Consider the following 25,387-nt stretch of genomic DNA (forward strand, 5'->3'; position numbering starts at 1 on the left):
GCCCCGCATCGCCGCGTACCCGCTATGCGGGCTCTTGTCGATTTTGGGCACAGCCTCGCTTTGCCCAGGGGGCTGGCGTCGGGTCGAGGTGCGTCGATTGCGCCGGTCCGTGTGGGCGGGGTAGCGTTATGAGTATTAGGGCCAAGAAAGGGCAACTGGGATCGAGGTCTGTTACGGGGTGGTCACGAGAATTGATTGGCGTTTTGCTGCGCTCGTGACGAGGGTGCCAGAAAGCTGTTGAGGAGTTTCTGGAATGCCCGCGTTGAAAGCCACTGATTTGCATTGCGAGATCACTTGGATCGGTTGGGTCGCCGACCGTGAAGCGGCGCTGGCCTCGGAGCGACTTGAGCGAGCCGAACTGGGATGGGGTGGAATCGTCGGCGAGAGTCACGGTGGGATGACACGGGCCTCCTGCTCTCGTGTGTTGGACCAGCATCCGCGCGGAATCGAGATCCGCAATGCGCGGCAGATGTCGATTGTTTCGGAGGAAGAGTTGGCGTTGATCGCGGCGGAGATGGGGGTGGACAGCTTGTCACCGGCGCTGGTTGGTGCTTCACTAGCTGTGCGCGGGCTGGCGGATTTTACTCATCTGCCGCCATCGTCGCGGTTGCAGGCGGAAAGTGGAGCGGTGCTGGTGGTGGATATGGAAAACCGGCCTTGTGTGTTGCCTGCACCGGGGATCGAGGCGCTTCATCCGGGTAAGGGCAAGCTGTTCAAACCGGCAGCGGTTCATCGCCGTGGCGTAGCCGCCTGGGTCGAGCGGCCCGGGATGATTGCCCTCGGTGAGATGTTGCGTTTGCATGTGCCGGATCAGCCGGCCTGGCCGCATCTGGAGGCGGCGCGGGCGGGCTGAATACGCTTCCGTTGGGTTCAAATGATTTCCGATCAGAAACAACGCTGCGGCATCCCGCCGCAAGCGACATCGAAAATGTCGGATTCGCGACGCTGAATCACACGGTCAGGGCGTATGAGCGGGACAAACGTCATGTACGGCTTTGAGAGAAGGTTTGCCCCATGAGCTACAAGTCCGATATCGAGATCGCCCGCGAAGCCAAGAAACGCCCAATTCAGGAGATCGGCGCCAAGCTTGGGATCGATAGCGATCACCTGCTGCCTTATGGCCACGACAAAGCCAAGGTGAGCCAGGAATTCATCCAGTCGGTGCAGGGCAATGACAATGGCAAGCTGATCCTTGTCACCGCGATCAACCCGACCCCCGCGGGCGAGGGCAAGACCACCACCACCGTGGGTCTGGGAGATGGCCTGAACAAGATCGGCAAGAAGGCGACGATCTGTATTCGCGAGGCCTCGCTTGGGCCGTGCTTTGGCATGAAGGGGGGGGCCGCCGGAGGTGGTTACGCCCAGGTTGTGCCGATGGAAGAGATGAACCTGCACTTCACTGGCGATTTCCATGCGATTACGTCGGCGCACAACCTGCTGACCGCGATGATCGACAACCACATTTACTGGGGCAACGAGCTGGAGATCGACGAGCGCCGGATCACCTGGCGCCGGGTGATGGACATGAACGACCGCGCCCTGCGTGACACCGTGATTTCGCTTGGCGGCGTGGCAAACGGCTTTGCCCGCCAGACCGGGTTCGACATTACCGTCGCGTCCGAAGTCATGGCGATCCTCTGCCTGGCACGCGACCTGGAAGATCTGCAGAAGAGGCTGGGCGATATCATCGTCGCCTATACACGCGACCGAAAAGCCATCTATGCCCGTGACATCGGAGCTGATGGGGCGATGACCGTTCTGCTGAAGGATGCAATGCAGCCCAACATTGTGCAGACGTTGGAAAACAACCCGGCCTTCGTGCACGGCGGTCCGTTTGCCAACATCGCCCATGGTTGCAACAGCGTCATCGCCACCACTACCGCATTGAAAATCTCTGACTATGTGGTGACCGAGGCCGGCTTTGGTGCCGATCTGGGCGCCGAGAAGTTCATGAACATCAAGTGCCGCAAGGCCGGTCTGTCGCCCGACGTGGTGGTTCTGGTGGCCACGGTGCGGGCGATGAAGATGAACGGCGGTGTCGCCAAGAAGGACCTGGACGAAGAAAACGTCGCTGCGGTCGCCGATGGCTGCCCCAATCTGGCACGCCATATCGGCAACCTCAAAGCCTTCGGAGTTCCGGTTGTCGTGGCAATCAACCATTTCGTGACCGACACTGATGCTGAAGTCACGGCGATCCGCGATGCAGCCGCTGCCGAGGGCGCCGAGGCGATCCTGTGCCGTCACTGGGAGCTGGGAAGCGAAGGCACGGTCGAGCTTGCCACCCGCGTGGCCGAGATCGCCGATGCCGGTGTCAGCCAATTCGCGCCGCTTTATCGCGATGACAAGAGCCTGTTTGAGAAGATCGACATCATTGCCAAGCGTATCTATCGCGCCGACGAGGTGCTGGCGGATCAGAAGATCCGTGATCAACTGCGTCTTTGGGAAGACGCAGGATATGGCCACCTGCCGGTCTGCATGGCCAAGACGCAATACTCGTTCTCGACTGATCCGACCCTGCGTGGCGCTCCCACCGGGCACAGCGTTCCGATCCGCGAAGTGCGTCTCGCGGCCGGGGCCGGTTTCATCGTAGTGATCTGCGGTGAGATCATGACCATGCCGGGCCTGCCGCGCAAACCGGCGGCTCTGGAAATCGGGCTGAATGAAACCGGTGAGGTTGAGGGCTTGTTCTAAGGTCGAAAAACGGTCAGACCCGGCATCGAGCCGGGCCGGACCGTGGCCTTTGGTGAGAGTATTTTTGGAAAGATGAAAGGGCGGGCCATGACGGCGCAGATCATTGATGGCAAGGCATTCGCAGCTTCGGTGCGCGATAAGGTGGCGGGCCATGTGGCGCGGCTGAAGTCCGAGCATGGCATTACGCCCGGGCTGGCGGTTGTGCTGGTGGGCGAAGACCCTGCCAGCCAGGTTTACGTGCGCTCAAAAGGCAAGATGACCGTCGAGGTCGGGATGAGCTCGTTCGAGCACAAGATGGACGCTGAGACATCGGAAAACGAGCTGTTGGAGCTGATCCGTAACCTCAACAACGATCCAGCGGTGCATGGCATTCTGGTGCAATTGCCGCTGCCTAATCATTTGGACGAAGATCTGGTGATCAATTCGATCGACCCGGCCAAGGATGTGGACGGGTTCCACATCTCTAATGTTGGTCTTCTGGGGACCGGTCAAAAGAGCATGGTGCCCTGCACACCGTTGGGCTGCCTGATGATGCTGCGTGACCATCACGGTTCGCTTTCGGGCATGAATGCAGTGGTGATCGGGCGCAGCAATATCGTGGGCAAGCCGATGGCGCAGCTTTTGCTGGGCGATAGCTGCACCGTGACTATCGCGCATTCACGTACCAAAGACCTGCCGGACGTGGTGCGCGGCGCAGATATCGTAGTGGCGGCCGTGGGTCGGCCGGAAATGGTGCCTGGCGACTGGATCCGCCCCGGTGCGACCGTGATCGACGTGGGCATCAATCGCATAGACGCGCCCGAGAAGGGTGAGGGCAAGACCCGGCTGGTGGGCGATTGCCACTTTGACAGCTGCGCCGAGGTGGCAGGGGCCATTACCCCGGTGCCCGGCGGAGTTGGTCCGATGACCATTGCTTGTCTTCTGGCAAACACCGTGACCGCATGCAGCCGGGCCAACGGGCTGGACGAACCCGAAGGACTGACTGCCTGATCCATCCGCAAAAAAACGGTGATGATGACAGGTGACCCGGTGCCTTGCGCCGGGTTTCTTGCGCCGGACCATCCGATTGCGTTAGAAATGTTTCGGACTGTGCTGGAGGAGCATCCGGAATCGCATTGGAAAACAGAACGATAGCCAAGGATCTGGAGATCTCCGAAGAGATCAACCTGCCACAGGCCGTGCTGGTCTGGATTGTTGCGACGCTCAGCGCTGCAGTGTCAGGACCTTTTGGCACCTATGGCGCGCTGGACTTTCACACGCGGCTGGAGTTCTGGGCAATCCTAATCGCCGTGACTTTTGTGCTGGCAGGAAGCCTGCGGGCAATCGTGTTTCGAACCTTTGCGGGCTGGGCTCTTTGGCTGCGCGAGGCCTGTGCCTGCATGATCATGGCCCCGGTTCTGGCCGCTGCCATCTGGCTGCTGGCGCCACTTTTGTTGGGCTCTGCGTATCAACCGGATATCCAGCCTCTGTCCCTGACTTTCTATGTCTTTGTTATTGCAGTGATCATCGCCGTTCTACGGGTCCTCCTGTCAGATGCGGGGCTTGGCATGGCTCGCGTGGTCTCGCAGGCGGTCGCGGAGACGCCACGCTTGATGGAGCGGTTGCCCGATGAGATGCAAGGCGACATTCTACGTCTGACAGGGCGCGACCACATGGTCGAAGTTGTCACTGTGCATGGCAGCGCCACAGTACGCATGCGCTTTTCCGACGCAATTGCCGAGATGGATCCGATCGAGGGCTATTGCGCGCACAGGTCACATTGGGTGACGCGATCAGCGATCCATGAGGTTGAGAGAGAGCCCGGCAAGGTTTTCCTGCGACTTGCCAATGGCGATCGCGTGCCGGTCAGTCGCAAATATCGTCCCGGACTGGAAGAGGCCGGGATCGTCTGAAACGCATCTATCGTGGCATGGGGATCGGGGCCGCAAAGGGGCCGGTCAGCACCGCCAAGGCCTCGTCCCGCATCAAGGCGCTAAGGACCGTGTCATGGGCGTGCAGCCCACCGGTGTAGGTGCCGAAGGCTGGCAGAATCACCCGCTCATCATCGACCAGGAAACAGGGGCGGGTGATTGATTTTCCCTTGGCTGACAGCGTGGCCTTGGGGTGATAGTGCCCTGATATTTCGCCCGATTGTGCCGGTTGGGCGATGTGGCGAAAAACCAGCGATTGCATCGGTAGTTCGGCCAAATGAGCGCCACCAAGGTCAACCGGGCCCGGATCATGATTACCTTCGATCCAGACCCAGCGTCGACCGGCCTGAAGCCTTGATATCCACAGTTTTGCCTGGTCGGGGAGGGCCTCGGCTGCGGCGTTGTCGTCAAAGCTGTCGCCCAGGCAGACCACGGTTTCGGCTTCGGTCGCAGCCAGTTCCGCATCAAGCCGCGAGAGGGTGTCCTGGGTCTCATAGGGCGGCAGCGAGGCGCCACCATGCCGCGCAATACGCTCGGATTTTCCAAGGTGCAGGTCCGAGACGCACAAGAGCCTGCGTTCGGGCCAAAAAAGCGCACCCGAAGCGCGGGCTTCAAGCGCGGCACCGGACAGAGAGAAGGAATACCCGTTCATGCCTTGTTCTTGCGGTGAACACTCTGGTTTTGCAAGCTTTTTCAGGTGCCATTCAGATTGTGCAACCCGGCGTCCTGCATCAGGCGTTGGGTTTCCTGACGCAGGATGCGTTCCTCAGCGTCGCCTTTGACCGGAACCTTGCCGACTTCGAGGAACAACGGCGCGGCAAAAGGCGTGACACCGGTCAGCCGCAGGGTGTCGATCCGGCCTTGGACCCGGGCGGCCATGTCCTCGATCCGGGCGAAATCGACAAGGCCGCGCATAGCCTCGTCACGGGTGATGGTCAGAAGCAGGTGATCAGGGTCGTACTTCAGCAGGGTGTCGTAGAGGATATCCGACGAAAACGTCGCCTGCCGCCCGGATTTACGCTGTCCGGCGATGTTGCGTTCGATCAGACCGGCGATGGTGGCGACGCTGCGGAAGGTGCGTTTCATTACCGCGTTCCCGGCAAGCCAGCCGTCAAGGCCATCGCGTAAAGCATTGAGATCAAAGAAAGGTGTGGCGTCCGTGACCGGATCCAACCCCCAGATCAATGTGGCATAATCGGTGGCGACAAAGCCCATGGGGGCGAGCCCCCTTTCCTCCATCCGCTTGGTCAACAAGAGACCGAGGGTCTGCTGGGCGTTCCTGCCGGCAAACCCATAGGCGCAGATATGTTCGCGGCCTTCGTGCGGGAAGCTTTCGGCCAGCAGGCGGCCCGGTTCGGGCAGTCGAGAGACCTGCCGTTGCAGGTGCAGCCAGGCGCGGGTGTGGGCTGGCAAGTCGGGCCAGTCTGAGGCCTGGAGATTGCGCAGGATGCGCTGGGAAAGCTGGGTCGAAGTAGAGAACTTCGTACCTGAAAACACCGCCAGGCGCGGTTTGCGGCCCTTGTCGCGAGAGACTTCGACGGTCATTTCGCGCAGGCCCTCGTAACGAACGATTTTCCCGCCGATCAGGAAGGTGTCTCCGGGCGAGAGGGAGGCGGCGAAGCTTTCTTCGACCTCGCCCAACGCCGGGCCGCGTCCGCGCATGCGGACCTTCATGAGATCGGCGTCCTGAATTGTGCCGATATTCATCCGTATTCGGGCCGCCGCGCGAGGATCGCGAAGATGCCACTGGCCGTCGCGTTCCAGCAGTCGCTGCCAGCGATCATAGGCGCGCAGGGCATAGCCGCCGGTGGCGGTAAAATCGAGACAGGCGTCAAATTCGTCTCGGCTGAGGTCCTTGTAGGCGCCTGCGGTGATGATCTCGGAAAAAAGTTGATCAGCGGTAAACGGACCGGAACAGGCGGCAATCAGGATGTGCTGGCACAGCACGTCACGGGGGCCGGGGCCGCGCGGTTCGCCGTCGAGGTCGTGATCGCGGGCGGCCTCGAGGGCGGCACCGCATTCGATCACCTCAAACCGGTTCGCCGGGACAAGCCGGGCCTTGGACGGAGCGTTATAGCGGTGATTGGCCCGCCCGATGCGCTGGATCAGGCGTTTGACGTTCTTGGGTGCACCGACCTGGATCACAAGGTCGACATCGCCCCAGTCGAGGCCCAGATCAAGGCTGCCGGTGCAGACGATGGCGCGGAGGTGGCCTGCGACCATGGCGGCCTCGACCTTTTCCCTTTGGGCGCGATCAAGCGAGCCGTGATGGATGCCGATGGGTAGACCTTCGTCATTGGCAAGCCACAGATTATGAAAGAAAATTTCCGCCTGAGCACGGGTGTTGTGAAAGATCAGCGTGGTCTTGTGCTGGCGGACCTGGTCGAGGACTGCCGGGATGGCGTAAGCCGCGCCCCCGCCCGACCACGGGGGTGCCTCGGCGGTTTCGAGCATGGCAATATCGGGGTCGGGGCCGGGATCGGCGGTGAGGATCTCGCAAGGATCTGGGTGACAGGCAAGAAGGGACGCGATGTCCTGCGGTTTGTCGACAGTGGCGGAAAGTCCGACACGGCGGAGGCCGGGGGCCAGAGTTTGCAGGCGGGACAGTGCGAGCATGAGTTGATCGCCGCGTTTGGAGTCTGCGAGGGCATGAATCTCATCGACGACAACCCTTTGTAACCCTTTGAAAATGTGCGGGGCATCCGGGTAGGAGATCAAAAGCGCCAGACTTTCCGGCGTGGTCAGAAGGATATGCGGAGGATCGGCGCGCTGGGCCTTCTTGCGGGTCTGCGAAGTGTCGCCGGTACGGTCTTCGATCCGGATTGGCAGAGACATCTCGTCCACCGGGTTTTGCAGATTGCGGCGGATGTCGGCGGCGAGAGCCTTCAGGGGGGAAATATATAATGTATGCAGGCCCTTATGGGTGCCATCGGCCAGTTCCGTGAGGGTGGGGAGGAAGCCTGCAAGGGTCTTGCCTCCGCCAGTAGGCGCAATCAGCAGAAGGGCGCGATCGGCGGCGCGGGTGAGCATGTCCTGCTGGTGCGGGTGGATGGTCCAGCCGCGGGCGGAAAACCACTGTTCGATAGGGGCGGGAAGGGCGCGCATGGGGCAAGTTTACGAAAGCTTGGGCCGCCGCGCGAGAGGGTTAATGGAACGGATTAACCCGAAATTAAGGGGCTGCTATCCGTCTGCTATCTGTCGGGTATCCGTCTGGCGTTCGGTGGCATAGGGATTTGTCAGGAAAGTGGTTAACCGGGCGTTCGGTTTCGTTCTTTTTCGTGAATGCACGTTGAGGATGTCCTCGGCGGGGCGGCTCTATTCCCGAAACACTGAACCTTATGGCATCTCCGGATTTCAGTTGCACACCCGCAAAACGGTATTATTGTTTAAGCAAGACTCTTTTTTGGACTTGGGAAACATGTCGTTTCGTCGTTTCTTGGTGATTGCAGTTTTTGGTGGTGCGTTGGTAACCGGCGATGTCCGGGCCGAGGAGCTGCGATTGGCTCCCGGTAAGCGACAACCTCTTGCGCTGGGGGAGACGGCCACGCCAAAAAGCAATCCCGCGCAAGCGGTCCCGAATGGGAAACCTTACTGGCGCGGAAATCACCTTTGCGTTGATACTCAGAGTGGAAAAATCTGCCAACAACCGAAGAAACCCTCGCCAGTGCGCGGAGCATCGGAGTACGGGTACGATTTGTTCCGTCGCGGGCGGCCTGACTGAGTGGGTTTTGCTGGTTGAGCCCGCCAGATAACTTATAAATAAACAAAATCATAAGGCGCACTTCCGCGCCCTATGGGCCCGGAAGTGCGCAGCTTGCGCAGATTTCGGGCGGTCACTTCACGATATGTTCTTCCTTGACGAACATGTTGGCCCAGGCGCGGTCGACGAGGCTCTTGCTCATCTTGTACGGGATGCCCTCGAAATCGCAGATCGAGCGCATCTGGTCGATCAGAAAGACCGGTTGGTAGTTGGCGTAGATGTTGTCGATCGTGGGGTACTTAACTTTCAGCAGATAGATTAGCGCTTCTTCATCCAGTTCAAGCTTCTTGGCTCGTGCCACCAGCGAGAAGATCTTGAGGAAGTTGGCCTGGTTGGGTCCGTCGATCTTGATCTTGAAGAAGATCCGGCGCAGGGCGGCCTGGTCGAAGATCTCGTTGGGGTGGAAGTTGGTCGAGAAGATCACCAGCGTGTCGAACGGGACTTCAAATTTCTCGCCCGATTGCAGCGCGAGAATGTCCTTGTTTTCCTCGAGCGGAACGATCCAGCGGTTGACGAGGCTTTGCGGCGGCTCGGACTGGCGGCCAAGGTCGTCGACGATGAAGATGCCGCCGGTGGATTTGAGCTGAAGCGGCGCCTGGTAAGTCCGGGCGGTGGGGTTGTAGACCAGGTCGAGCATGTCGAGGGTCAACTCGCCCCCGGTGATCACGGTGGGGCGATCGCATTTGACGTACCGAGTGTCGAAGGTGGTGCGGCGACGCAGCGAATTGGGATCATCCTCTTCAGATTCCGCGGCCGAGTGCACGATTGGGTCATAAACGGTGATGACCTGGCCGGAATATTCGATGGCGCGGGGGACATAGATCTTGTCACCCATCGCGTCGCGGATACCGTTCGAGATCGAGCTCTTGCCGTTGCCGGGCGGGCCGTACATCAAACAAGAACGGCCAGCGCTGACCGCCGGTCCAAGTTGATCGAGAAGGTCGTCGGGCAGCACAAGGTGACCCATGGCCGAGACAAGTTGTTCGCGGGTGATCTGAACGTTGCGGATCGACTGGCGCTTGATCTGTTCGCGGTAAACTTCGAGCGGAACCGGCATGGCACCGAAATATTCCGACTGGGCAAGCGCGTCGAGCGCGCGGGCCTTGCCAGCGTCGGTGAGCTGATAGCCCATTTCGCCGCCCGAGTTGGCATTGAGCGTGCCGGTCGCCTCCAAGAGGCGCTGTTCGCGGGCCATGTCGACAAGCTCTTGCGTGACCTGGCGCGGCAGGCAGACGGCCTTGGCCAGCTCGGTAACTTCGCTCACGTTCTTGCGGAAGATTGTCTTGAGCAGGATGTCCCGCATCATCACCGGCTGCAACTGCATCTCGGCAATGGTGCGCGGTGGGGGCGGGGCCATGACGGTGGTGGGTTGCATGTTCATGGGTCTCTGCGTCCTGTCTCGTTTGTTTCCCGGGGCGATCAAAACCCCGTGCAATGACAGTATTAGCCTTATAAAGTGCTGAAAAAATGGAGAGGCAGGCAGGAATGGCGGCAGAGCAGTGGAAAGTTCTGGGCGTGATTGTGGCAGTGCTGGTGGTTTTGGCCGCGCTGACGGGTCTTTCGGGCGGCCTGTACTTTGTCAAGCACGAGGTCGACATGCTGCACCTGGTGGACCTGGTGTTGCGGCGGGCCGGGGGCGGCATACCACATGTTGACTATCACACGCCGATTGGCGCGCTGGCGTTCGAACCTTTTGCGGCGTTGAAACGCGCCGGGCTGAGCCTGGGCGAGGCGCTGGCCTGGGGGCAGGTTCTGGTGGCGGCGCTGGTGGCGCCGGGGGCCTGGTGGGCGGCGACGCGGCGGCTTGATGGATGGTTGGCTATCGGCTTTGCGGCGGCGGTGCCGCTGATCGCCGGGGCGCTGGTTTACGGGGCGACGGGCACAGGTATTTCGCTGTCGATGCATTATAATCGCTGGGCCTGGGCGGTGGCATTTGCGCCGCTTCTGATCGCGGCGCTGCCGTCGAAACGCCCGGCTGCCGTGGGCGACGGAGTGGTTGTCGGCGTGTCAATGGCGGTGCTGGCGCTGATGAAAATCACCTATTTCGTGGGCTTTGCTCCCGCGGTGCTGGCGGGTCTGGCGCTGCGGCGCGAGTGGCGGGTGCTGTCAGTGTCTTTGATCGCAGGGCTGGCGGTTTGTGTCCTGATGACACTGGGTTACGGGGTCGGGTTCTGGATGGCGTACCTGGGTGATCTGCGCGAGATTTCCAGCTCGGGTGTACGCAGCGCGCCGGTGGAGGCGGCGTTGAGCCACGTGGTGATCTGGCCGAAATACGTCGGAGCCACGCTGGTCGGGATCGGCACATTGTGGTGGTTGCGCAAGCAGGGCAGCACGATGGCGGCGGTGTTGCTGACCATGACGCTGATCCTGCCGGGGGCGATTTACGCCTCGTACCAGAATTACGGACATGATCCGATCTGGTTGATCTGGTGGGCGTTCGTGGTGCTGGCACTGCGGCCCCGCGAGCCGTCTCTGAACGGAGCGGTCGTGGCCGGTGTGGCGGCGCTGGTGCTGATCTTTCCGGTGGCGGTGAACATGGTGCTGAGCCCGGTACGTCCACTGGTTCAGCCAAAGGCAAAGTTCGAACCGCTGCTCGCCACCGAGGACAAGATTTACGGCGTGTCGGCGCGGTTTAAAGAGGAGACCGGTAAGGTACGGTTGGGTTCGGGCAAGTGTCAGTTGATCGGCGGGGCCGTGGCGCGCATGCGGCGCGAGGTTGAGACGCTAAAGGCAGCCGGACTTGGGGAAAAGCCGGTACTGGAAGCCGACCTGTTGAATGTTCAGTGGCTGTTTGGCGGGGTGCCGCTTGACGGCGGCGCGCCGTGGTATTTTGGCGGGTTGCCGGGCGTAGAGGCCGCCCAGCTGGTGGCGGTGCCGAAATGTCCGGCAGTTCCGGAAACGCGGGACATGATCCTGTCAAAGCTTGAGGCCGCAGGTGTTGTGCTTATGCCGGTGCTTCAGGATGACATGATGGATGTGTTCGAGGTCCAACGCTGAAATCAGCGAAGTACCGGTTTCGCGCCTAGGCGCCGTAGAGCGCGCCGAGGATAAGGTAGATCGCTAACGTGGTGCCCAGAGACAGGCCCATAGGGAAGTCCCAGCCGCGGTTCCAGCTTTCCCAGTTGGGGGCCATGCGACGCAGCGGGCTTTTCTTGGCCAATCGGTGGGTGATCACGGCGGCCAGCAGGTTGGCCGCAAACAGCACCATCAGCAGGCGCAGATCGCCAAGCGCCACCAGCGGCGCGGCGGCGGCGGCGAACTTGGCATCGCCCGCGCCAATGGCGCCGGCGGCATTCAGGATGATGCCAAGAAACAGGATGATCACCAGGTGCAGGTAGCGCCACAGGTATTCGTCAAGCGGCAGCACGAAGATGCCAATGATCGCATAAACGAAGAACAGCGCCATCACCGCTTTGTTGGGAATGCGCATGGTGGCCATGTCCGACCAGGCGACCCATAGGCAGATGGGCAGCACGAATGGCAGGAACACCATCGCAGAGAGGGCGGTGATAGTCATCGCTCAGACAATCAGTTCGTGACGCTCGATTCCAGCGCCCGGAGCGAGCGCACGGCGGCCTCGAAATGCTGGGGGTGGGTGTCGATGGCTTCACGCAACAGGCCCTTGCCGGTTTCTACATCGCCCTGCTTGATCGCCGACAGGCCCAGCGTGTGCAGAAGCTGCGCGCGCTCGGACTGGTCCATCGGGATCACCGGCAGGTTGTAGTTGCGCTGTGCGCCACGGGCCAGAACCATGTTGTTCTTGGCAGTGAACAGCGTCTTGTCTTGCTTGATCGCGTCGCCAAACAGGCGCTCTGCCTCGGAAAAATCGCCGCGGGTCAGTTTGGAGTAACCCCAGTTGTTGAGAACGCCAGCGGGGCGGGTTGTCAGGCCAACGGCGATTTCATAGAAACTGTCTGCCTTTTTCCATTCCTTGTTGCTGTCCGCGACCATCGCCTCAAGCCGGTAGCGCTTGAAGGTCTCGTGAGTCGGCGGCACCTTGTCGAGCTTGGCCTCAGCACCTTTCCAGTCGCCGGCGCGGATCATCGCATCGGCCAGATCGACATCGTCATCCAGCGTCGCGCCGTCCATCTTGGTCAGCTTGTTAAACGCGACCACCGCCTCGGGCGCGCGCTTGGCCCGGACCAGCGACGTGGCAAGCCCGCGCTGAAGATCGGTGCGCTCGGGTTGGTCCTTGGTGGCGCGCTGAAAATAGGCGACCGCCTCGTTGGGGTCCGCCACGGTCAGCATGATGTCGTTGAGGTTGCTTTCGTCGACCACGTTGACGTTCTGCAACGCACGGTTGACTTCGCCTTTGCGCGGGGCATCACCACAAGCAGTGAGCATCACCGCCCCCGAAAGGCACAATGTAAGAATACCGATATGGCGCATTTGCCTGCGTCCTTTTACTGCCTCAGCCTCGTTTTTGTCATGGTATCTGGCGTATCAGGAAGTCGCTGCTGCCCCGCCGTACCAATTTATAATCTTGTTCTTGTACTTCACCATAATCGGGATTTTCCGTTTTTGCGAGTGCTAAGCGCAAATTATCCCGAATTGAGTCACTTTCGCCATTGTCGAGCGCGTAGGCGCGGCGCAGGATTTGCTCGGCCTCGGCATATTCGCCCTTTTCCATCAGCACGACACCGAGGTTGTTCCAGGTTTCGGGAATGGCGTCGTCCATCTTGATCGCCCGGCGCAGCAGTTTCTCGGCCTGGCCCAGGCGGCCCAATCCGATATTGGCGCTGCCCAGTGCCGAGACCACGTCGACATTCATGCCTTCGGTCGCCGCGGCGCGGGTGAAAGCATCAAAGGCGAGTTCGTATTCGCCGGCTTGCATCAGGCGGTGGCCAACCACCAGCCCGTCGACGGCTTGGGCGTTTTTCTTGATCCCGGGCGCAAAGGGGCTGTCGTGCGACGTGCTCAAAGGCGCGCTGCATCCGGCCAGAAGGGCCACGCAAGTCAGGAGGGTTCCTGCCCGTATCATCCCCGTATTACCAATGCCTGCTCAAGTGTTTTGTTCTTCCATCCGGGCATACGCGAAAATCGGTGATTTTTCGAGAGGTTTTGCGGCAACCGGGCGGAATTTCCGCCCGGACCGGCGTTTTGTTGCATCACTACCGGGCAGGCGTCAGTGCTGGCCCATATTGCCGAGCATCGAGATACCGTGCACCGACGGACCGACAAGGATGATCAGCAGCGGCGGCACGGTGAGCATCATCGTCGCCAGCGTCATCTTGGTTGGCAGCTTGTTGGCGGCTTCCTCGGCGCGCATCACCCGCTTGTCACGCATCTCGCCGGCATAAACCCGCAGGGCGTCGGAAATCGGCGTACCAAAACTTTGCGACTGGTTCAGCACGGTGACAAAGCTCGCGACGTCCTGAACACCGGCGCGCTCGGCCATGTCATTGAGGACAGCGGTCTTGTCCTTGCCGGCCTTCATCTCGTGGCTGACGATTTCGAATTCATCGGCCAGCGAGGGGTAGGAGGCACGGATTTCACCGGACACCCGCAGGATTGCCTGGTCCATCGACTGACCAGCCTCGACGCAGACGAGCATCATGTCGAGCGCGTCCGGGAAGCCGTTGGTGATCTCTTCCTGGCGGGCGCCCTGACGGCGGGTAACCCAGTATTTCGGCAGCATGTAGCCAGCCGCGCCCGGACCCAGGATATACATCAGGGTCTGCTGGGTGTTGGTTTCGCCACCGGACAAGAAGACAATGTAATAGATCACGCCAAGAATAAGGAAACCGATCCCGAGCGCGAACTGGGCAAAGTGGAAATAGCGCACCGCATCACGGTCGCGATAGCCTGCCTGCATCAGTTTGAGCTTCATGCCCTGAAGCTCTTCCTCGGTCTTGGGTTCGAGGAATTGCGAATACTTGGCCAGCTTGTCGTTACGCTGTTTGGCGCGCAGGGCTTCCTTGTTTTCTTCGCCTCGCTGCGCGGCCTTGGTGGATTTCTTCAGCTTGTCGAGGGGATCATCGTCCTTTTTGAGAAGAAACGGCAGGGTGATGAGGATCATCACCACACCCAGGAAGCCCGCCGCCATCAGCGACCCCATGGGGCCAAACTGTTCGGTCAGAAATTGGTTGATCGCGTCCATCTGGGTATCCTCCGATCACACTTTGATGTTGGTGAGCCAGCGCATCACCAGAAGGTTCAGGCCCAGCATAACGCCGACGAAAATGCAGGCCGGGATGAAGTAGGGGTGATCCATCACTTCGTCATAGTAATGCGGGTCCATCACGTTGATTGCGATGAGTGCCACGACCGGGAAGCCCGACAGGAATTTGCCCGACCATTTGGCCTCTGCGGTGATGGCTTTCACCCGGCGGAATAGGCGGAAACGGGCGCGGATCACCGCGGCGAGACCGGCCAGGATTTCAGCCAGGTTACCACCGGATTGCTGCTGGATGGTCACGGCCACCGCGAGGAAGCGCAAATCCTGCAAGCCAATCCGCTCGGCCATGTCTTTCAGGGCTTCGCCCATGTCACGGCCATAGGCGCTTTCATCGGCGATGATGCCGAATTCCGAGGCGAGCGGATCCTTGATCTCTTTCGATACGATCTGGATCGCCGACGAAAACGGGTGGCCGACGCGAAGCGAACGGACCATGAGCTCGACCGCGTCGGGCAGCTGTTCCTCGATCATCGACAGGCGTTTGTTGGCCTTGGAGCTAATCCAGAAATAGACACCGCCCACGCCCATGCCCACGGACATAAGCGCGCGGATTTCGACAGCGGCCTCGGTGCCGACGGTCAGTCCTACAAAGGCGACCACCGACAGGCCGATCATGATCAGGATCAACTGGCCGGGGGTAAAGGCAATCGCGGCGCGTTGGGCCTTTTCGGCCAGCAGGGAATAGAGCGGGATTTTCCGCGATTTCATGTGCTGGCTCATCTCCTTGCGGAGTTTTTCCATCACCTCTTCGCGGTTGGTGCCTTTCTCGAGCATCTCAAGCCGGCGATTGACGCGGCTGTTGAGTGAGATCGACTTGCCGAACACGGTCAGGTAGAGGCCCTCGACGAGGACTAGAACCCCAACGAAGATCAGGCCATAGATAAGCGGTTCTGCACTAATCGCCATTACATTTACTCCGCTGCTAGAGTGGGTTCAAAGATCGACGGCGGCAGGTCATAGCCCCAGAGACGGAAGCGTTCGGAGAAGTGCGAACGCACGCCGGTGGCGGTGAAGTGACCGATGATCTTGTTGTCCGGGGTCAGGCCGACGCGCTGGAAGCGGAACACTTCCTGCATCGAGATTACGTCGCCTTCCATCCCGGTAATTTCGGTTATCGAAGTCATGCGGCGCGAGCCATCCTGAAGACGGCTGGCCTGCACGATCAGGTTCACAGCCGAAGAAATCTGCGAGCGCACCGCTTTCAAGGGCATCTCGATCCCGGCCATGGCGATCATGTTTTCCAGACGGGAAATACCATCGCGGGCGTTGTTGGCGTGGATCGTGGTCATCGAACCGTCGTGGCCGGTGTTCATGGCCTGGAGCATGTCGATGACTTCCTCGCCCCGCGTTTCCCCGACGATGATGCGGTCGGGGCGCATCCGCAGGGCGTTTTTCAGACAGTCGCGGGGGCTGACTTCGCCTTTGCCTTCGACGTTGGGCGGACGGGATTCCATCCGGCCGACATGGGTCTGTTGCAATTGAAGTTCCGCCGTATCCTCGATCGTCAGGATGCGCTCGGCATCGTCGATGAACGAGGAAAGCGCGTTGAGCGTGGTCGTTTTACCGGAACCGGTACCGCCCGAGACGATAATATTCAAACGGGTGGCAACCGCAGCCTGAAGATAGGCGGCCATTTCCTCGGAAAACGCGCCGAAACGGACAAGATCGTCGATGCCGAGTTTGTCCTTCTTGAACTTACGAATGGAAACCAGCGACCCGTCCACGGCGATCGGCGGCACCATGGCGTTGAAACGCGATCCGTCCATTAGACGGGCGTCAACATAGGGGTTCGATTCATCGACACGCCGGCCAACGGCCGACACGATCTTGTCGATGATCCGCATCAAGTGCTTTTCGTCCTTGAAGGTGATGTCGGTCAGTTCCAGCTTGCCCGAACGTTCGACAAAGATCTGTTGCGGACCGTTCACCAAGATGTCGTTGACAGTTTCATCTTCCAGCAGGGTTTCTAATGGGCCGAGACCCGTCACCTCGTCAAACAGCTCCTTGTTGAGCTGCGCGCGGTCCTCGCGGTTCAAAACCACCGATTTCTGGTTCAGAACCTCGGTGGTGATCTCGTTGATCTCGGTGCGCAACTCGGCCTCGGTCGCGGTTTCAAGCGCGGCGAGGTTGAGGTTTTCCAGAAGTTCGCGGTGGAGTTGGATTTTCAACTCGGCCATGCGCTTCTTGCGCTTGAGCTCCTTGTCGGGGGCTGCGGCACGCGCGGGTGTTGACGGATTGGGCTTGCGCATAGACGCGGGCGCCGCGGCCTGGGGCTGCGGCTTGGATTGCGCGGCGGCTGGTTTGGCCGCGGCCAAATCGGTCACATTGCCTTTGCCCGGGGCGGCGGGCTTCGGGGTGCCGGAAGGCTTTTTGTAGCGCGAAAACATAAGTGTCTATCCTTTGTCTCAGGCGGCTTCGGCCGGTTCCTGGCCAAGTTCGTGCAAACTGGCGGCCAGCTTGGCGATTTCTTTGCGCAGCGGGTTTTTCGCCGCGGCAGTGGCCAGCGGCAGGCCATGGTCGGCGGCCTGCACCACCGGTTTGCCGCCGTCGGGCAGTTGCAACTCGATTCCGATGTCGAGGCTTTCGCTCAGGCGCTTGACCCGGCTCTTGCCGTTGAGATCGGTGAATTTCGGGGCCCGGTTCAGCACGTAGCGTAGTTTCTCGACCGGCAGGTCTTCGGCCTGGAGCGCGCGTTTCAGGCGCAGCGTGTTTTGGGCTGACCGCATGTCGAGTTCGAGCATGGCGAAATAGATATGCGCGGTGCTGAGAATGGACTCGGTCCATTGCACCAGGGTGGACGGCATGTCGATGATGACATAGTCGAAATGGCTTTTCGCCATGTCGATCACCGCGGTCACGTCCTCGGACGAGATCAGGTCCAGCGGCAGCATCTCGGTCGGGGCTGTCAGAACCGACAGTTTGTCCTCGTATCCGACAAGCGCCTGTTTGAAAACCTCGTCATCCATGCTTTCGGTGTCCGTCAGCATCTCGTAGACCGCCTCGCGGCGGGGAAGGTCGAGATAGGTAGATACGGCGCCAAACTGCAAATCGAGATCGATCAGGCAAACTTGTGGCGCTTCTTCCTTGGATATGGTGGCCAGTTCCCAAGCGAGGTTGACGGCAAGCGTAGTGCTGCCGGTGCCGCCGGCAAGACCGTGGCTGGCGATGACCACACCGTTGCGATTTCCCCCCGACTTTGCAATCGGCGCCATCGGCACCGCGACCGGGTCGTAAACCGGTTCGGGTGTACGGATCCGTTCGATTGCGGCCTGCAATTCGCCTTCGGGAAGCGGGTAGGGCACGAATTCATCAGCCCCCTGGCGCAGAAGCTGGTGCAGCGAGGCGGGGCTGACATCTTCGGCGATCAGGATGATCTTGATACCCTTGTCCTTGGCAGCGTCGATGATGTCGCCCAGCATGACGAGCTTTTCCTCGTCGCTTTCGTCGATTGCGATAGCAACGAATTCAAGGGATTCGGCCTCGGGCTGATGGAAGAAGGCTTTGGCTTCAGCAAAACCGAGATCCCCCCAGTTTTCTCCCAGAGCGGTCTCCATATCCTCGATCAGCAGGTCGAAATTCTGCACATCGCGCGAGATGGTGCAGGCCTGAAGCGGGCTCAGTTCCGTCGTGAGATGCTCGTTGCTCGTCATTGCCTCGTTTCCTTTCGGTTCGAACCTTGGCGTTCCAGGGGCCGCGCGCATCGAATACGGCGTTTGAAATGCGGGTCCGGCGCCCAGTTTCGGGAAGGCGCAGTATTTCCATTGCGGTCAATTTCATCGGGAACTGGGGCAACATTAGGGCTGAAAAAATGAAATTGTGCGGAATTCTGCGACGATGCGAAGGCAAGACAGGACGGCAAAAGGCGGACAGATGGGGCGGGGAGCACAAAAAAAATCCCGCGCCAGGAGAGGCCTGGCGCGGGTTTCAGAGGGAATGTGGTTTGGTTACTCGCTGGTTTTCAGGTCGTCGCCGGTGATTCCTTCAAGCGTTGTTCGTGACTGAGCGCTTTCGACGTAGTCACGATAGATGATCGCGGCGTATTTGCCGTCCAGAACCGATGGATGGCTGCGGACAAAGCCCGAAACCTCGGTCACGGCGCGGCGATTGCGACGGTCGCGGCCCTGCGTGTTAACGATCAGCTGTGTTTCACCCAGCGACGAGACAGCCTCGAGCCGCGAACGGCTGATGCCCTGGCTGGCGAGGTAGCGCACGACCGCTTTGGCACGGCGCAATCCAAGGCGTTTGTTATAGGCATTCGAACCCGGGGCGTCGGCATGACCGAAGACCTTGAAGCGGACCTCGGGGAATTGCCGGATCCAGCGGGCCTGTTGCCGCAGCGTGTCGCGGGCTCCGGCATCCAGAACTGCGCTGTCAAAGGCAAAGTTCACGTTGGTGGGAACTTCCTGCGCAAAGCGACTGGCCAGCGAAAAGACGAAGGACCGTTCACCCGACATGATCTGGGTGTTGTTCATCGTCGCGTTGCCGAAATGGCCGGTATCGATATTGGCACCCGCCTCGCGGAAGAAGGATTGCCCACCGGGAGTGTTCACGGCACAGCCAGTAAGCGCCAGAAGGCCGGTGGAGAGGAGAAGTATCTTCTTCATTGTGTCATGCCCCCGTGCTGCATCAATCCATTACATAGCCGTAAGAACCGGTAAAGTCCTGTTTGGCTACCTCGCCTGCCGCACCTTTTGTTGGGGTGCGGGCGTCACGCGCCACTTTGCCATTGAGGAACAGGTCCTTTTCGGTTGGCGGGCGGACCCGATCGGTGGGAAGAACAAAAGCCTCGCCGCGGGTCGGAGTGACCAGGTGGGCGGTGATGATGATCACCAGTTCCGACTGCTGGCGCTGGTAGCTGGCCGAGCGGAACAGAGCCCCGAGGATCGGCACGTCACCGAGCCACGGCACCTGGCCGTTGGTATCCAAGAAGTCATCCTGCAACAGGCCGGCGATGGCAAAGCTTTCGCCGTCGCGCATTTCGACCGTGGTCGAGGTTTCGCGGCGCCGGAAGGCATCGACCGAGAAGTTGTTGAAGGTAGCAGCATTGGTCGGGTCGATCGAGCTGACTGCTGCTTCGAGTTCGAGGTTGATCAGGTCTCCGTCGACAACGCGCGGAATGAAGTTGAGCTCGACCCCGAACGGTTTGAATTCAATGGAAATGGTGCCACCATCCTGGGCCACCGGGATCGGGTATTCGCCACCGGCAAGGAACTTGGCCTCTTGCCCCGAAAGGGCGGTCAGGTTCGGTTCGGCCAGGGTGCGAACAACCCCTTTTGTTTCAAGGGCTTCCAGTAGGACGCCAACCTCGACTGCGCCGGCGTTGAAGCCAAACAGCATGGCGCCGTTCGCCTCGGAAACACCCGGAACGTTGCCGCCCAGAGAGTTGGCAATGGAGCCGGAGTTATTGTTGGTGTTGGTGCCGCCATTCACGCCCAGGCCACCGCCGAACATGTTGCCGTTCAGCGCCAGAGAGGTCGAAAGCGATTTCGACACGGTGCGCTGCATCTCGGCAAAGCGGACCTTGAGCATGACCTGCTGGACGCCACCGACGCCCATCAGGTTCGATACACGCTCGGGTGCGTAACGTTCGGCCAGGTCCAGTGCGCGTTGCAGGCGCGCCGAGGAAGATACGGTGCCACTGAGCACGATACCGTCATTGGCCGTGCGCACTTCGATCTTTTCGCCGGGCAGGATCTGCCGCAGGCGTTCCTTGAATTCGGAAATGTCGGGCGCGACGCGCACATCGACATTGGTGATCAGCTGGCCGTTGGGATCCAGCAGCGTCAGCGTGGTCATCCCCGGCGATTTGCCAAGAACATAGATTGTCCGGTCGCTGAGCGACGAGATGTCCGCGATCTGCGGGTTGGCGATGGAAAGCTCCGCAAAGGGTGTGTCGCTTTCGACCACAACGGCGCGGTTCATCGGCACGCTCAGGTTGGAAGATGTGCCGCGTTTGACCACGCGAAGGTTTTCGGCCTGACCAACGGTCGGCACGTGGGCAACGCCCAAGGTAAGGCCCAAAAGGGCCGCTGTTAGAAGTCTGCTCATTTTCATTGTGACCTGCCTCTCCGATCACGCCTCGTTTGCGGGTCTTGTTGCCCGTATTTCGCCGAACCATGCGCCAGTTTTAGTTTTTTTGCAAGAATCAATGGGTTCTCGCGATGCATTTATGTGGATAACTGGCAACAGACGAGGCCGATGGCCGACCTGTTGCCCCGCACCAAACGTAAAACGGGGAGCATTTTGCCCCCCGTTTTTGATCTTTTTCGCAGCCCATCCGCGCAACCTTCAGTTGGTGCAGGGGATTGGAATTTCAACCACTTCCGCGCCACGGCGGGTGCGGATGGTGCAGACTTTTTTCTCGGCCGCTTTCGGGGCAGGGGCCTCGGCCCGGGCGATTCCCAGCAGGCTGTTCTGGTCGATTTCGATGTCGGCGGCGACGGTATCGTCTTCGGAGCCGACCAGCGACAGAGACAGGCGTCCGGTCGATTGAGCCTGGGCGAGACCGGCAACCTGTTGCGGTTTGACCGACACGGTCACCGTGCGCGCAATCGATGCCTTGGGGCTGTCGACATTGGCGGACTGGTCGATTGCGACGATCTGGACCGCAGCCTCGATCAGCTTAGTTATTTCGCGACGCTTGCCATCCGAGGTCAAGACATCACCGGTCCAGTAGACATCGACCTTGTGGCCGGGTCGCAGGAAGCCTGAAACGCCGGAGGTCACGTCAACCTTGATGGCAAAGGCGCGCATGCCACGCTCAAGGAGCGATGTGATCCCGGCCTTTTCACCAGGCTTGGTCACTTTGATCGCGGTCACCGGTTCGTTACGTTCGATGGCGCGCAGCATCACTCGCGGTGTGTCCGGGATAGGGAAGAGCTGTTCTTCCTTGAAGTAGGCACCTTCAACTTTCAGGTGACGCGGCCACTTGACCTTGGCCACGTCGGCTTTGGTGATCTCGTCACCGTATTTCATTGCCTTGGTCGCGACGTAAATCTCGACCATATCGACCGACCCGCCGCTGGCGCGGCGTTCGAGTTCGGCCTCATAGGCGGAAAACTTGGTTTGCGCCATATAGACGGCAAACCCGGCCAAACCGATCCCTACGATCAGAACAAGTCCAAAAACGGCTCGCATGGTTCTACCTCTCGTTATTTGTCCGGCGGGGTGCCGGGTGCGCAATGGGCACAGTGTTTCCTGACCGGTGTGACACGTAAATGTGTCCAAATATGGGAATGCGCGTGACCCTATCCCGGCGATTCAATCCGCGTTCCCCAGGCCGCCAGTGGGAGCGGTCGAGGCGCTATACTCGTAAGGAAGGCTTGTTAACTCAAATATGAGAACGGGCCGCCCATGCTGGGCGGCCCGTTCCGAATTCTGTCAAACACGGTTCAGATTAGAACGTGTCGGGGCCGTGGCTGCCCATGTAGTCCGCGGTCGACGAGGTCAGACCGGTTGCGCCGGTTTTGATCGACGAGTAAGCGGCAACGGCCAGGCCAACAACAGCTGCGGTCAGCACAACCCAGTCAACCGTAACGGCGCCGTCTTCGTCTTTGCGGAAATTTTTGATGAATTTGATCATGGTTCGTCCCTCCAAAGGATCAGTTAGATTACATTACCCTGGCAGCGACTGTGTTGAACCGTTCTCTCTCATTGGTCCGTCGCCGTCTTGGCATGGGCTTAATAAGCCATTGGATTCGGGCAGGATTGGGGCACGAATTTAGCAATTCAGGTCAATTTCGGTGACAACGGGCTGTTTTTTGTTAACCCATTGAAAAGAAGTGTAAAAAAACTGAAAGAAATCTGTTGGCCCGGTGTTTGAGCGCGTTCGGCGTGGCAAATGTGGCATATTTCTTGGTTAATTTCCGGGGAAAACTGGCCTGAACCGCCCAGTTCTGCGACTATTTGGTTAATAAAGGGGTGCTTCAGGCGCGTATCAAGCGGCGGACCCCCATAAATATGACGAGGCAGGAAAGATCGCAGCCATGCGACGCATTTTATTGAAAGCGGCTGTCGCCTTTTGCGCGGCGGCCCCTATGGTTCTGGCACCGGCCCTGGCCGATAGCCCAAAGCCGTTTCCGCAATTCACGTTCAAATCGGTCAAGCCGCCAAAGAAGGGCGGGGGCAAGCGGATCACCATCGGCGTGACCCCCGAGGACATGGCGCGGCAGAACCCCAAGCTGGGGAAGAAAGCCGAACCCGAGGCCGAATCCGAAAGCGGTGCGGCAACGGAGGCGAACGCTGCACCCAAGGTGCCAAGCGAGAGCTATACCTGGTTCTGGGACAAGATTTCCCCTGCGATTGATCAAAGCGGGCCCGGACGGCTGGAATTGGCGCTGAACCGGATTGCCAATCCACCTGCGGGGAAAGCTACGGTCAAAGCGCCCCGGTTGCAGGGGTTGCAGGATATAGCGCGCGCACGCGGGGCGGATATACTGCTGGCCACGGTGGGCACCGAGGTGTCGCCGGCGTTGGTGCTGGCGGTGATCTCGGTGGAATCGGCGGGCAAGGCGGATGCGACAAGCAGTGCCGGCGCGCAGGGGCTGATGCAGCTGATGCCCGACACGGCGGCGCGGTTCGGGGTCAGCGATGCGACGGTCGCGGCCGAGAATATCAAGGGCGGGGTCAAGTTCCTGAACTACCTGATGAAGGAGTTCGACAACGACCCGATTCTGGTGTTGGCCGGGTATAATGCGGGCGAGGGCGCGGTGAAGAAAAATGCCGGCGTGCCGCCCTATGCCGAGACCCGCGACTACGTACCCAAGGTATTGGCGGCGTTCAAGACGGCGCGGGGGCTGTGCCTGACGCCGCCGCAACTGGTGTCGGATGGCTGTGTTTTCAACGTCGATGTCAGCGGGGGCTAGGGGATGAGCAACATGGAACCGCTGGTTCTGCGGTTGGCCGGGGGGTTCCTGCGGACGGACCCGAGCCTGGAGCGACGGCTGGATGCCATTACCGGCGACGGGGTGCTTCGGGCCGATCTGTTGCCGGTCTCGGACGCGGCACTGGCGAAGATTGAGGCAGCGCGGACCGAGGGGCGGCAGGTTCTGCTGTGTTCGAAAGGGGATGCGAGGCTTGCCGAGGAGCTGGCGACGCTGCATGGGCTCGATGGGGTCTCCGACGCGCCGGGGCAAGCGGTGGCGCAGGGCTGGCATCCGCGCGACATGGCCCGCGCGCTGCGGCCGCATCAATGGGTGAAGAATATCCTGCTGCTATTGCCTTTGCTGGCGGCGCACAGGTTCGAATGGGCGGCGATTGCACAGGTTCTGCTGGGCATGGTGGCGTTTTCCGCCGCGGCCTCGTCGATCTATGTGGTTAATGATCTGCTTGATCTCGAGGCCGACCGGCTGCACGAAAAAAAATGCAAACGCCCCTTTGCCAGCGGTGCGGTGCCGATCCGTGCGGGGGTGGGCGCGTTTTTCGTTCTGGTGGCCCTCGCATTGGGGCTTGGCGCGATGCTGGGGCCGCTGTTCGTGGTAGTCACGGTATTCTATGTCGCCCTGTCGATCGTCTATTCCTTCCGCCTGAAGCGCGCCCGTTGGGTCGATATCGGTACTTTGGCCTCGCTTTATACTATCCGCGTGGTGGCGGGGGCCGCTGCGGTTCAGGTCGAAAGTTCAATCTACATGGTCATTTTCGTCTTCCCGGTCTTCCTGACCTTAGGGGCGGTCAAGCGGTTGACCGAGCTGACCTTGGCCAAGAATGATGACCCGTTGCCGGGACGGGGCTATGGCCGACCCGATCGTGGCAAGCTGTTGAACCTGTCGATGCTGGGTATGCTTGCGTCGCTGGTGGTGTTCTTTCTTTATACCATGTCGGATCAGGCGCGGGCGCTCTACCCGGATCGCTGGATCCTGTGGTTGGCGATGATCCCATTGGCGGGGTGGCTGTTCCGGATGGTGCGGCTTGGGTTCTATGGCAAGCAGGACTACGACCCAATTGTCTTCGCCATGCGCGACAAGCGGGGGCTGGGGTTGATCATGATTACCCTGGCGCTGATGTGGTACGCCGCCGGGCTCTGGGCGAAATGGCTGGGATTGTGAGCCGGGGCGCCGCCGCGCGGCGGCTTGGGACGCGCGCGCCCGCGTGGCCCCCGAATGACCTGTGTCAGATCGAGAGCTTCTTGAAAATCGGCTCCGGAATGGAGCGGATGATGAGCATGATGTAGCGCCAGAAGAACGGCGTGTAGATCACATTCTTGCGCTTCTCCACGGCGCGGAGGATGTCCGAGGCCACCTTTTCCGGCGGGGCGACAAGGAACATGCCTTCGATCCCCCAGGTCATTGCTGTGTCGACAAAGCCCGGTTTCACGGTGACGACGTGGCCACCCGAGCGGGTCAGGCGGTTCCTGAGCCCCGACAGATAGGTGTGGAATCCGGCCTTGGCAGCGCCATAGACATAGTTGCCGAGGCGGCCGCGATCCCCGGCCACCGAGCCCACCCCAACGATTGTCCCGCCGCCGCGCTCCTCCATCAGGGGCGCCATCATTTGCAGGAACCGCGCCGGGCCAGTGAAGCTGTCGGTCACAGTGCCGTCGATCAGCGACGGGTCGGAGTCGATCGTCTCTTGCTCGGGCATGGAGCCGACGAAGACCGCGGCGTTCAGCATGCCGGGCTGATCTGAGAGCGTTTCAATTAGAGGTGTGAATGTTGCCGGCTTACGGGCATCAAACGCCACGGCCTCGGCCGAGGCGGCGCCGCGGGCGGTGCAATCAGCGGCGAGACGTTTCATGTCTTCCATGTCACGACCAGCGAGCAAAAGCGCGTGGCCCTGTTCGGACAGCGCGCGCGACAGGGCGCGGGCCATGGACGAGGTGGCACCGAGGATGATCCAGGTCTCTTGCATGTC

22 protein-coding genes are annotated in these 25,387 nt (G+C 60.3%); 7 read left to right on the plus strand and 15 right to left on the minus strand.

Annotation, left to right across the window (positions count from 1 at the left end):
* The first annotated feature begins 253 nt into the window (after positions 1 to 253).
* The 4 genes from RXV86_RS01620 (at position 254) to RXV86_RS01635 (ending at position 4,583) form a co-directional block, all read left to right on the plus strand.
* Positions 254 to 853, plus strand: coding sequence for a sulfurase (locus RXV86_RS01620; RefSeq protein ID WP_316297052.1), 600 nt, complete (start codon positions 254 to 256; stop codon positions 851 to 853).
* Positions 854 to 1,014: 161 nt separating this feature from the next.
* Positions 1,015 to 2,691 (plus strand): formate--tetrahydrofolate ligase, encoded by a 1,677-nt coding sequence (locus RXV86_RS01625; RefSeq protein WP_316297053.1) that lies wholly within the window; start codon positions 1,015 to 1,017, stop codon positions 2,689 to 2,691.
* 87 nt (positions 2,692 to 2,778) lie between these two features.
* Positions 2,779 to 3,681: a bifunctional methylenetetrahydrofolate dehydrogenase/methenyltetrahydrofolate cyclohydrolase FolD gene (gene folD / locus RXV86_RS01630; RefSeq protein WP_316297054.1), complete on the plus strand. Its 903-nt coding sequence runs from the start codon at positions 2,779 to 2,781 to the stop codon at positions 3,679 to 3,681.
* Positions 3,682 to 3,806: 125 nt separating this feature from the next.
* Positions 3,807 to 4,583 carry a LytTR family DNA-binding domain-containing protein gene (locus RXV86_RS01635; protein ID WP_316297055.1) on the plus strand — a complete coding sequence of 259 codons (777 nt, stop codon included), beginning with the start codon at positions 3,807 to 3,809 and terminating at the stop codon, positions 4,581 to 4,583.
* 7 nt (positions 4,584 to 4,590) lie between these two features.
* On the opposite strand, the gene pdeM is transcribed toward RXV86_RS01635, so the two are convergent.
* The 3 genes from pdeM to RXV86_RS01650 form a co-directional block, all read right to left on the minus strand.
* Positions 4,591 to 5,253, minus strand: a complete 663-nt coding sequence (gene pdeM / locus RXV86_RS01640) for a ligase-associated DNA damage response endonuclease PdeM (protein WP_316297056.1) — start codon at positions 5,251 to 5,253, stop codon at positions 4,591 to 4,593.
* Between the two features lie 41 nt (positions 5,254 to 5,294).
* On the minus strand, positions 5,295 to 7,706 hold the full coding sequence (locus RXV86_RS01645) for a ligase-associated DNA damage response DEXH box helicase (protein WP_316297057.1): 2,412 nt from the start codon (positions 7,704 to 7,706) through the stop codon (positions 5,295 to 5,297).
* 728 nt (positions 7,707 to 8,434) lie between these two features.
* Complete coding sequence (locus RXV86_RS01650) at positions 8,435 to 9,742, minus strand: ATPase (protein WP_316297058.1); 1,308 nt, start codon at positions 9,740 to 9,742, stop codon at positions 8,435 to 8,437.
* A gap of 86 nt (positions 9,743 to 9,828) precedes the next feature.
* On the opposite strand from RXV86_RS01650, the gene RXV86_RS01655 reads away from it, so the two are divergent.
* A complete protein-coding gene (locus tag RXV86_RS01655) occupies positions 9,829 to 11,358 on the plus strand; it encodes a hypothetical protein (RefSeq protein ID WP_316297059.1) in 1,530 nt (509 codons plus the stop codon).
* A 25-nt stretch (positions 11,359 to 11,383) separates the two neighbouring features.
* On the opposite strand, the gene RXV86_RS01660 is transcribed toward RXV86_RS01655, so the two are convergent.
* The 11 genes from RXV86_RS01660 to RXV86_RS01710 all read right to left on the minus strand — a co-directional run bounded on the left by RXV86_RS01660 (position 11,384) and on the right by RXV86_RS01710 (position 22,121).
* Positions 11,384 to 11,878 carry a prepilin peptidase gene (locus RXV86_RS01660; protein WP_316297060.1) on the minus strand — a complete coding sequence of 165 codons (495 nt, stop codon included), beginning with the start codon at positions 11,876 to 11,878 and terminating at the stop codon, positions 11,384 to 11,386.
* 11 nt (positions 11,879 to 11,889) lie between these two features.
* The gene (locus RXV86_RS01665; RefSeq protein WP_316297061.1) at positions 11,890 to 12,750 is read right to left on the minus strand and encodes a tetratricopeptide repeat protein; all 861 of its coding nucleotides are present in this window, start codon (positions 12,748 to 12,750) and stop codon (positions 11,890 to 11,892) included.
* Positions 12,751 to 12,787: 37 nt separating this feature from the next.
* On the minus strand, positions 12,788 to 13,342 hold the full coding sequence (locus RXV86_RS01670) for a tetratricopeptide repeat protein (RefSeq protein ID WP_316297062.1): 555 nt from the start codon (positions 13,340 to 13,342) through the stop codon (positions 12,788 to 12,790).
* Between the two features lie 144 nt (positions 13,343 to 13,486).
* On the minus strand, positions 13,487 to 14,461 hold the full coding sequence (locus RXV86_RS01675) for a type II secretion system F family protein (protein WP_316297063.1): 975 nt from the start codon (positions 14,459 to 14,461) through the stop codon (positions 13,487 to 13,489).
* Between the two features lie 15 nt (positions 14,462 to 14,476).
* A complete protein-coding gene (locus RXV86_RS01680) occupies positions 14,477 to 15,445 on the minus strand; it encodes a type II secretion system F family protein (RefSeq protein ID WP_316297064.1) in 969 nt (322 codons plus the stop codon).
* A 5-nt stretch (positions 15,446 to 15,450) separates the two neighbouring features.
* Positions 15,451 to 16,926: a CpaF family protein gene (locus RXV86_RS01685; RefSeq protein WP_316297065.1), complete on the minus strand. Its 1,476-nt coding sequence runs from the start codon at positions 16,924 to 16,926 to the stop codon at positions 15,451 to 15,453.
* 18 nt (positions 16,927 to 16,944) lie between these two features.
* Positions 16,945 to 18,189, minus strand: a complete 1,245-nt coding sequence (locus tag RXV86_RS01690; RefSeq protein ID WP_316297066.1) for an AAA family ATPase — start codon at positions 18,187 to 18,189, stop codon at positions 16,945 to 16,947.
* Between the two features lie 294 nt (positions 18,190 to 18,483).
* Complete coding sequence (locus RXV86_RS01695; RefSeq protein ID WP_316297067.1) at positions 18,484 to 19,143, minus strand: OmpA family protein; 660 nt, start codon at positions 19,141 to 19,143, stop codon at positions 18,484 to 18,486.
* 22 nt (positions 19,144 to 19,165) lie between these two features.
* Positions 19,166 to 20,593 carry a type II and III secretion system protein family protein gene (locus RXV86_RS01700; RefSeq protein WP_316297068.1) on the minus strand — a complete coding sequence of 476 codons (1,428 nt, stop codon included), beginning with the start codon at positions 20,591 to 20,593 and terminating at the stop codon, positions 19,166 to 19,168.
* Between the two features lie 234 nt (positions 20,594 to 20,827).
* Positions 20,828 to 21,676 (minus strand): Flp pilus assembly protein CpaB, encoded by an 849-nt coding sequence (gene cpaB, locus RXV86_RS01705; RefSeq protein WP_316297069.1) that lies wholly within the window; start codon positions 21,674 to 21,676, stop codon positions 20,828 to 20,830.
* Between the two features lie 259 nt (positions 21,677 to 21,935).
* The gene (locus RXV86_RS01710) at positions 21,936 to 22,121 is read right to left on the minus strand and encodes a hypothetical protein (protein ID WP_316297070.1); all 186 of its coding nucleotides are present in this window, start codon (positions 22,119 to 22,121) and stop codon (positions 21,936 to 21,938) included.
* 454 nt (positions 22,122 to 22,575) lie between these two features.
* On the opposite strand from RXV86_RS01710, the gene RXV86_RS01715 reads away from it, so the two are divergent.
* Both RXV86_RS01715 and RXV86_RS01720 read left to right on the plus strand, forming a co-directional pair.
* On the plus strand, positions 22,576 to 23,403 hold the full coding sequence (locus tag RXV86_RS01715; RefSeq protein ID WP_316298408.1) for a lytic transglycosylase domain-containing protein: 828 nt from the start codon (positions 22,576 to 22,578) through the stop codon (positions 23,401 to 23,403).
* Between the two features lie 3 nt (positions 23,404 to 23,406).
* The gene (locus tag RXV86_RS01720; protein ID WP_316297071.1) at positions 23,407 to 24,582 is read left to right on the plus strand and encodes a UbiA family prenyltransferase; all 1,176 of its coding nucleotides are present in this window, start codon (positions 23,407 to 23,409) and stop codon (positions 24,580 to 24,582) included.
* 64 nt (positions 24,583 to 24,646) lie between these two features.
* On the opposite strand, the gene RXV86_RS01725 is transcribed toward RXV86_RS01720, so the two are convergent.
* Positions 24,647 to 25,384, minus strand: coding sequence for an SDR family oxidoreductase (locus RXV86_RS01725; RefSeq protein ID WP_316297072.1), 738 nt, complete (start codon positions 25,382 to 25,384; stop codon positions 24,647 to 24,649).
* Between the last annotated feature and the right edge of the window lie 3 nt (positions 25,385 to 25,387).

It is taken from the genome of Aliisedimentitalea sp. MJ-SS2, from assembly GCF_032586155.1.
GTDB lineage: Bacteria > Pseudomonadota > Alphaproteobacteria > Rhodobacterales > Rhodobacteraceae > JAWHTC01.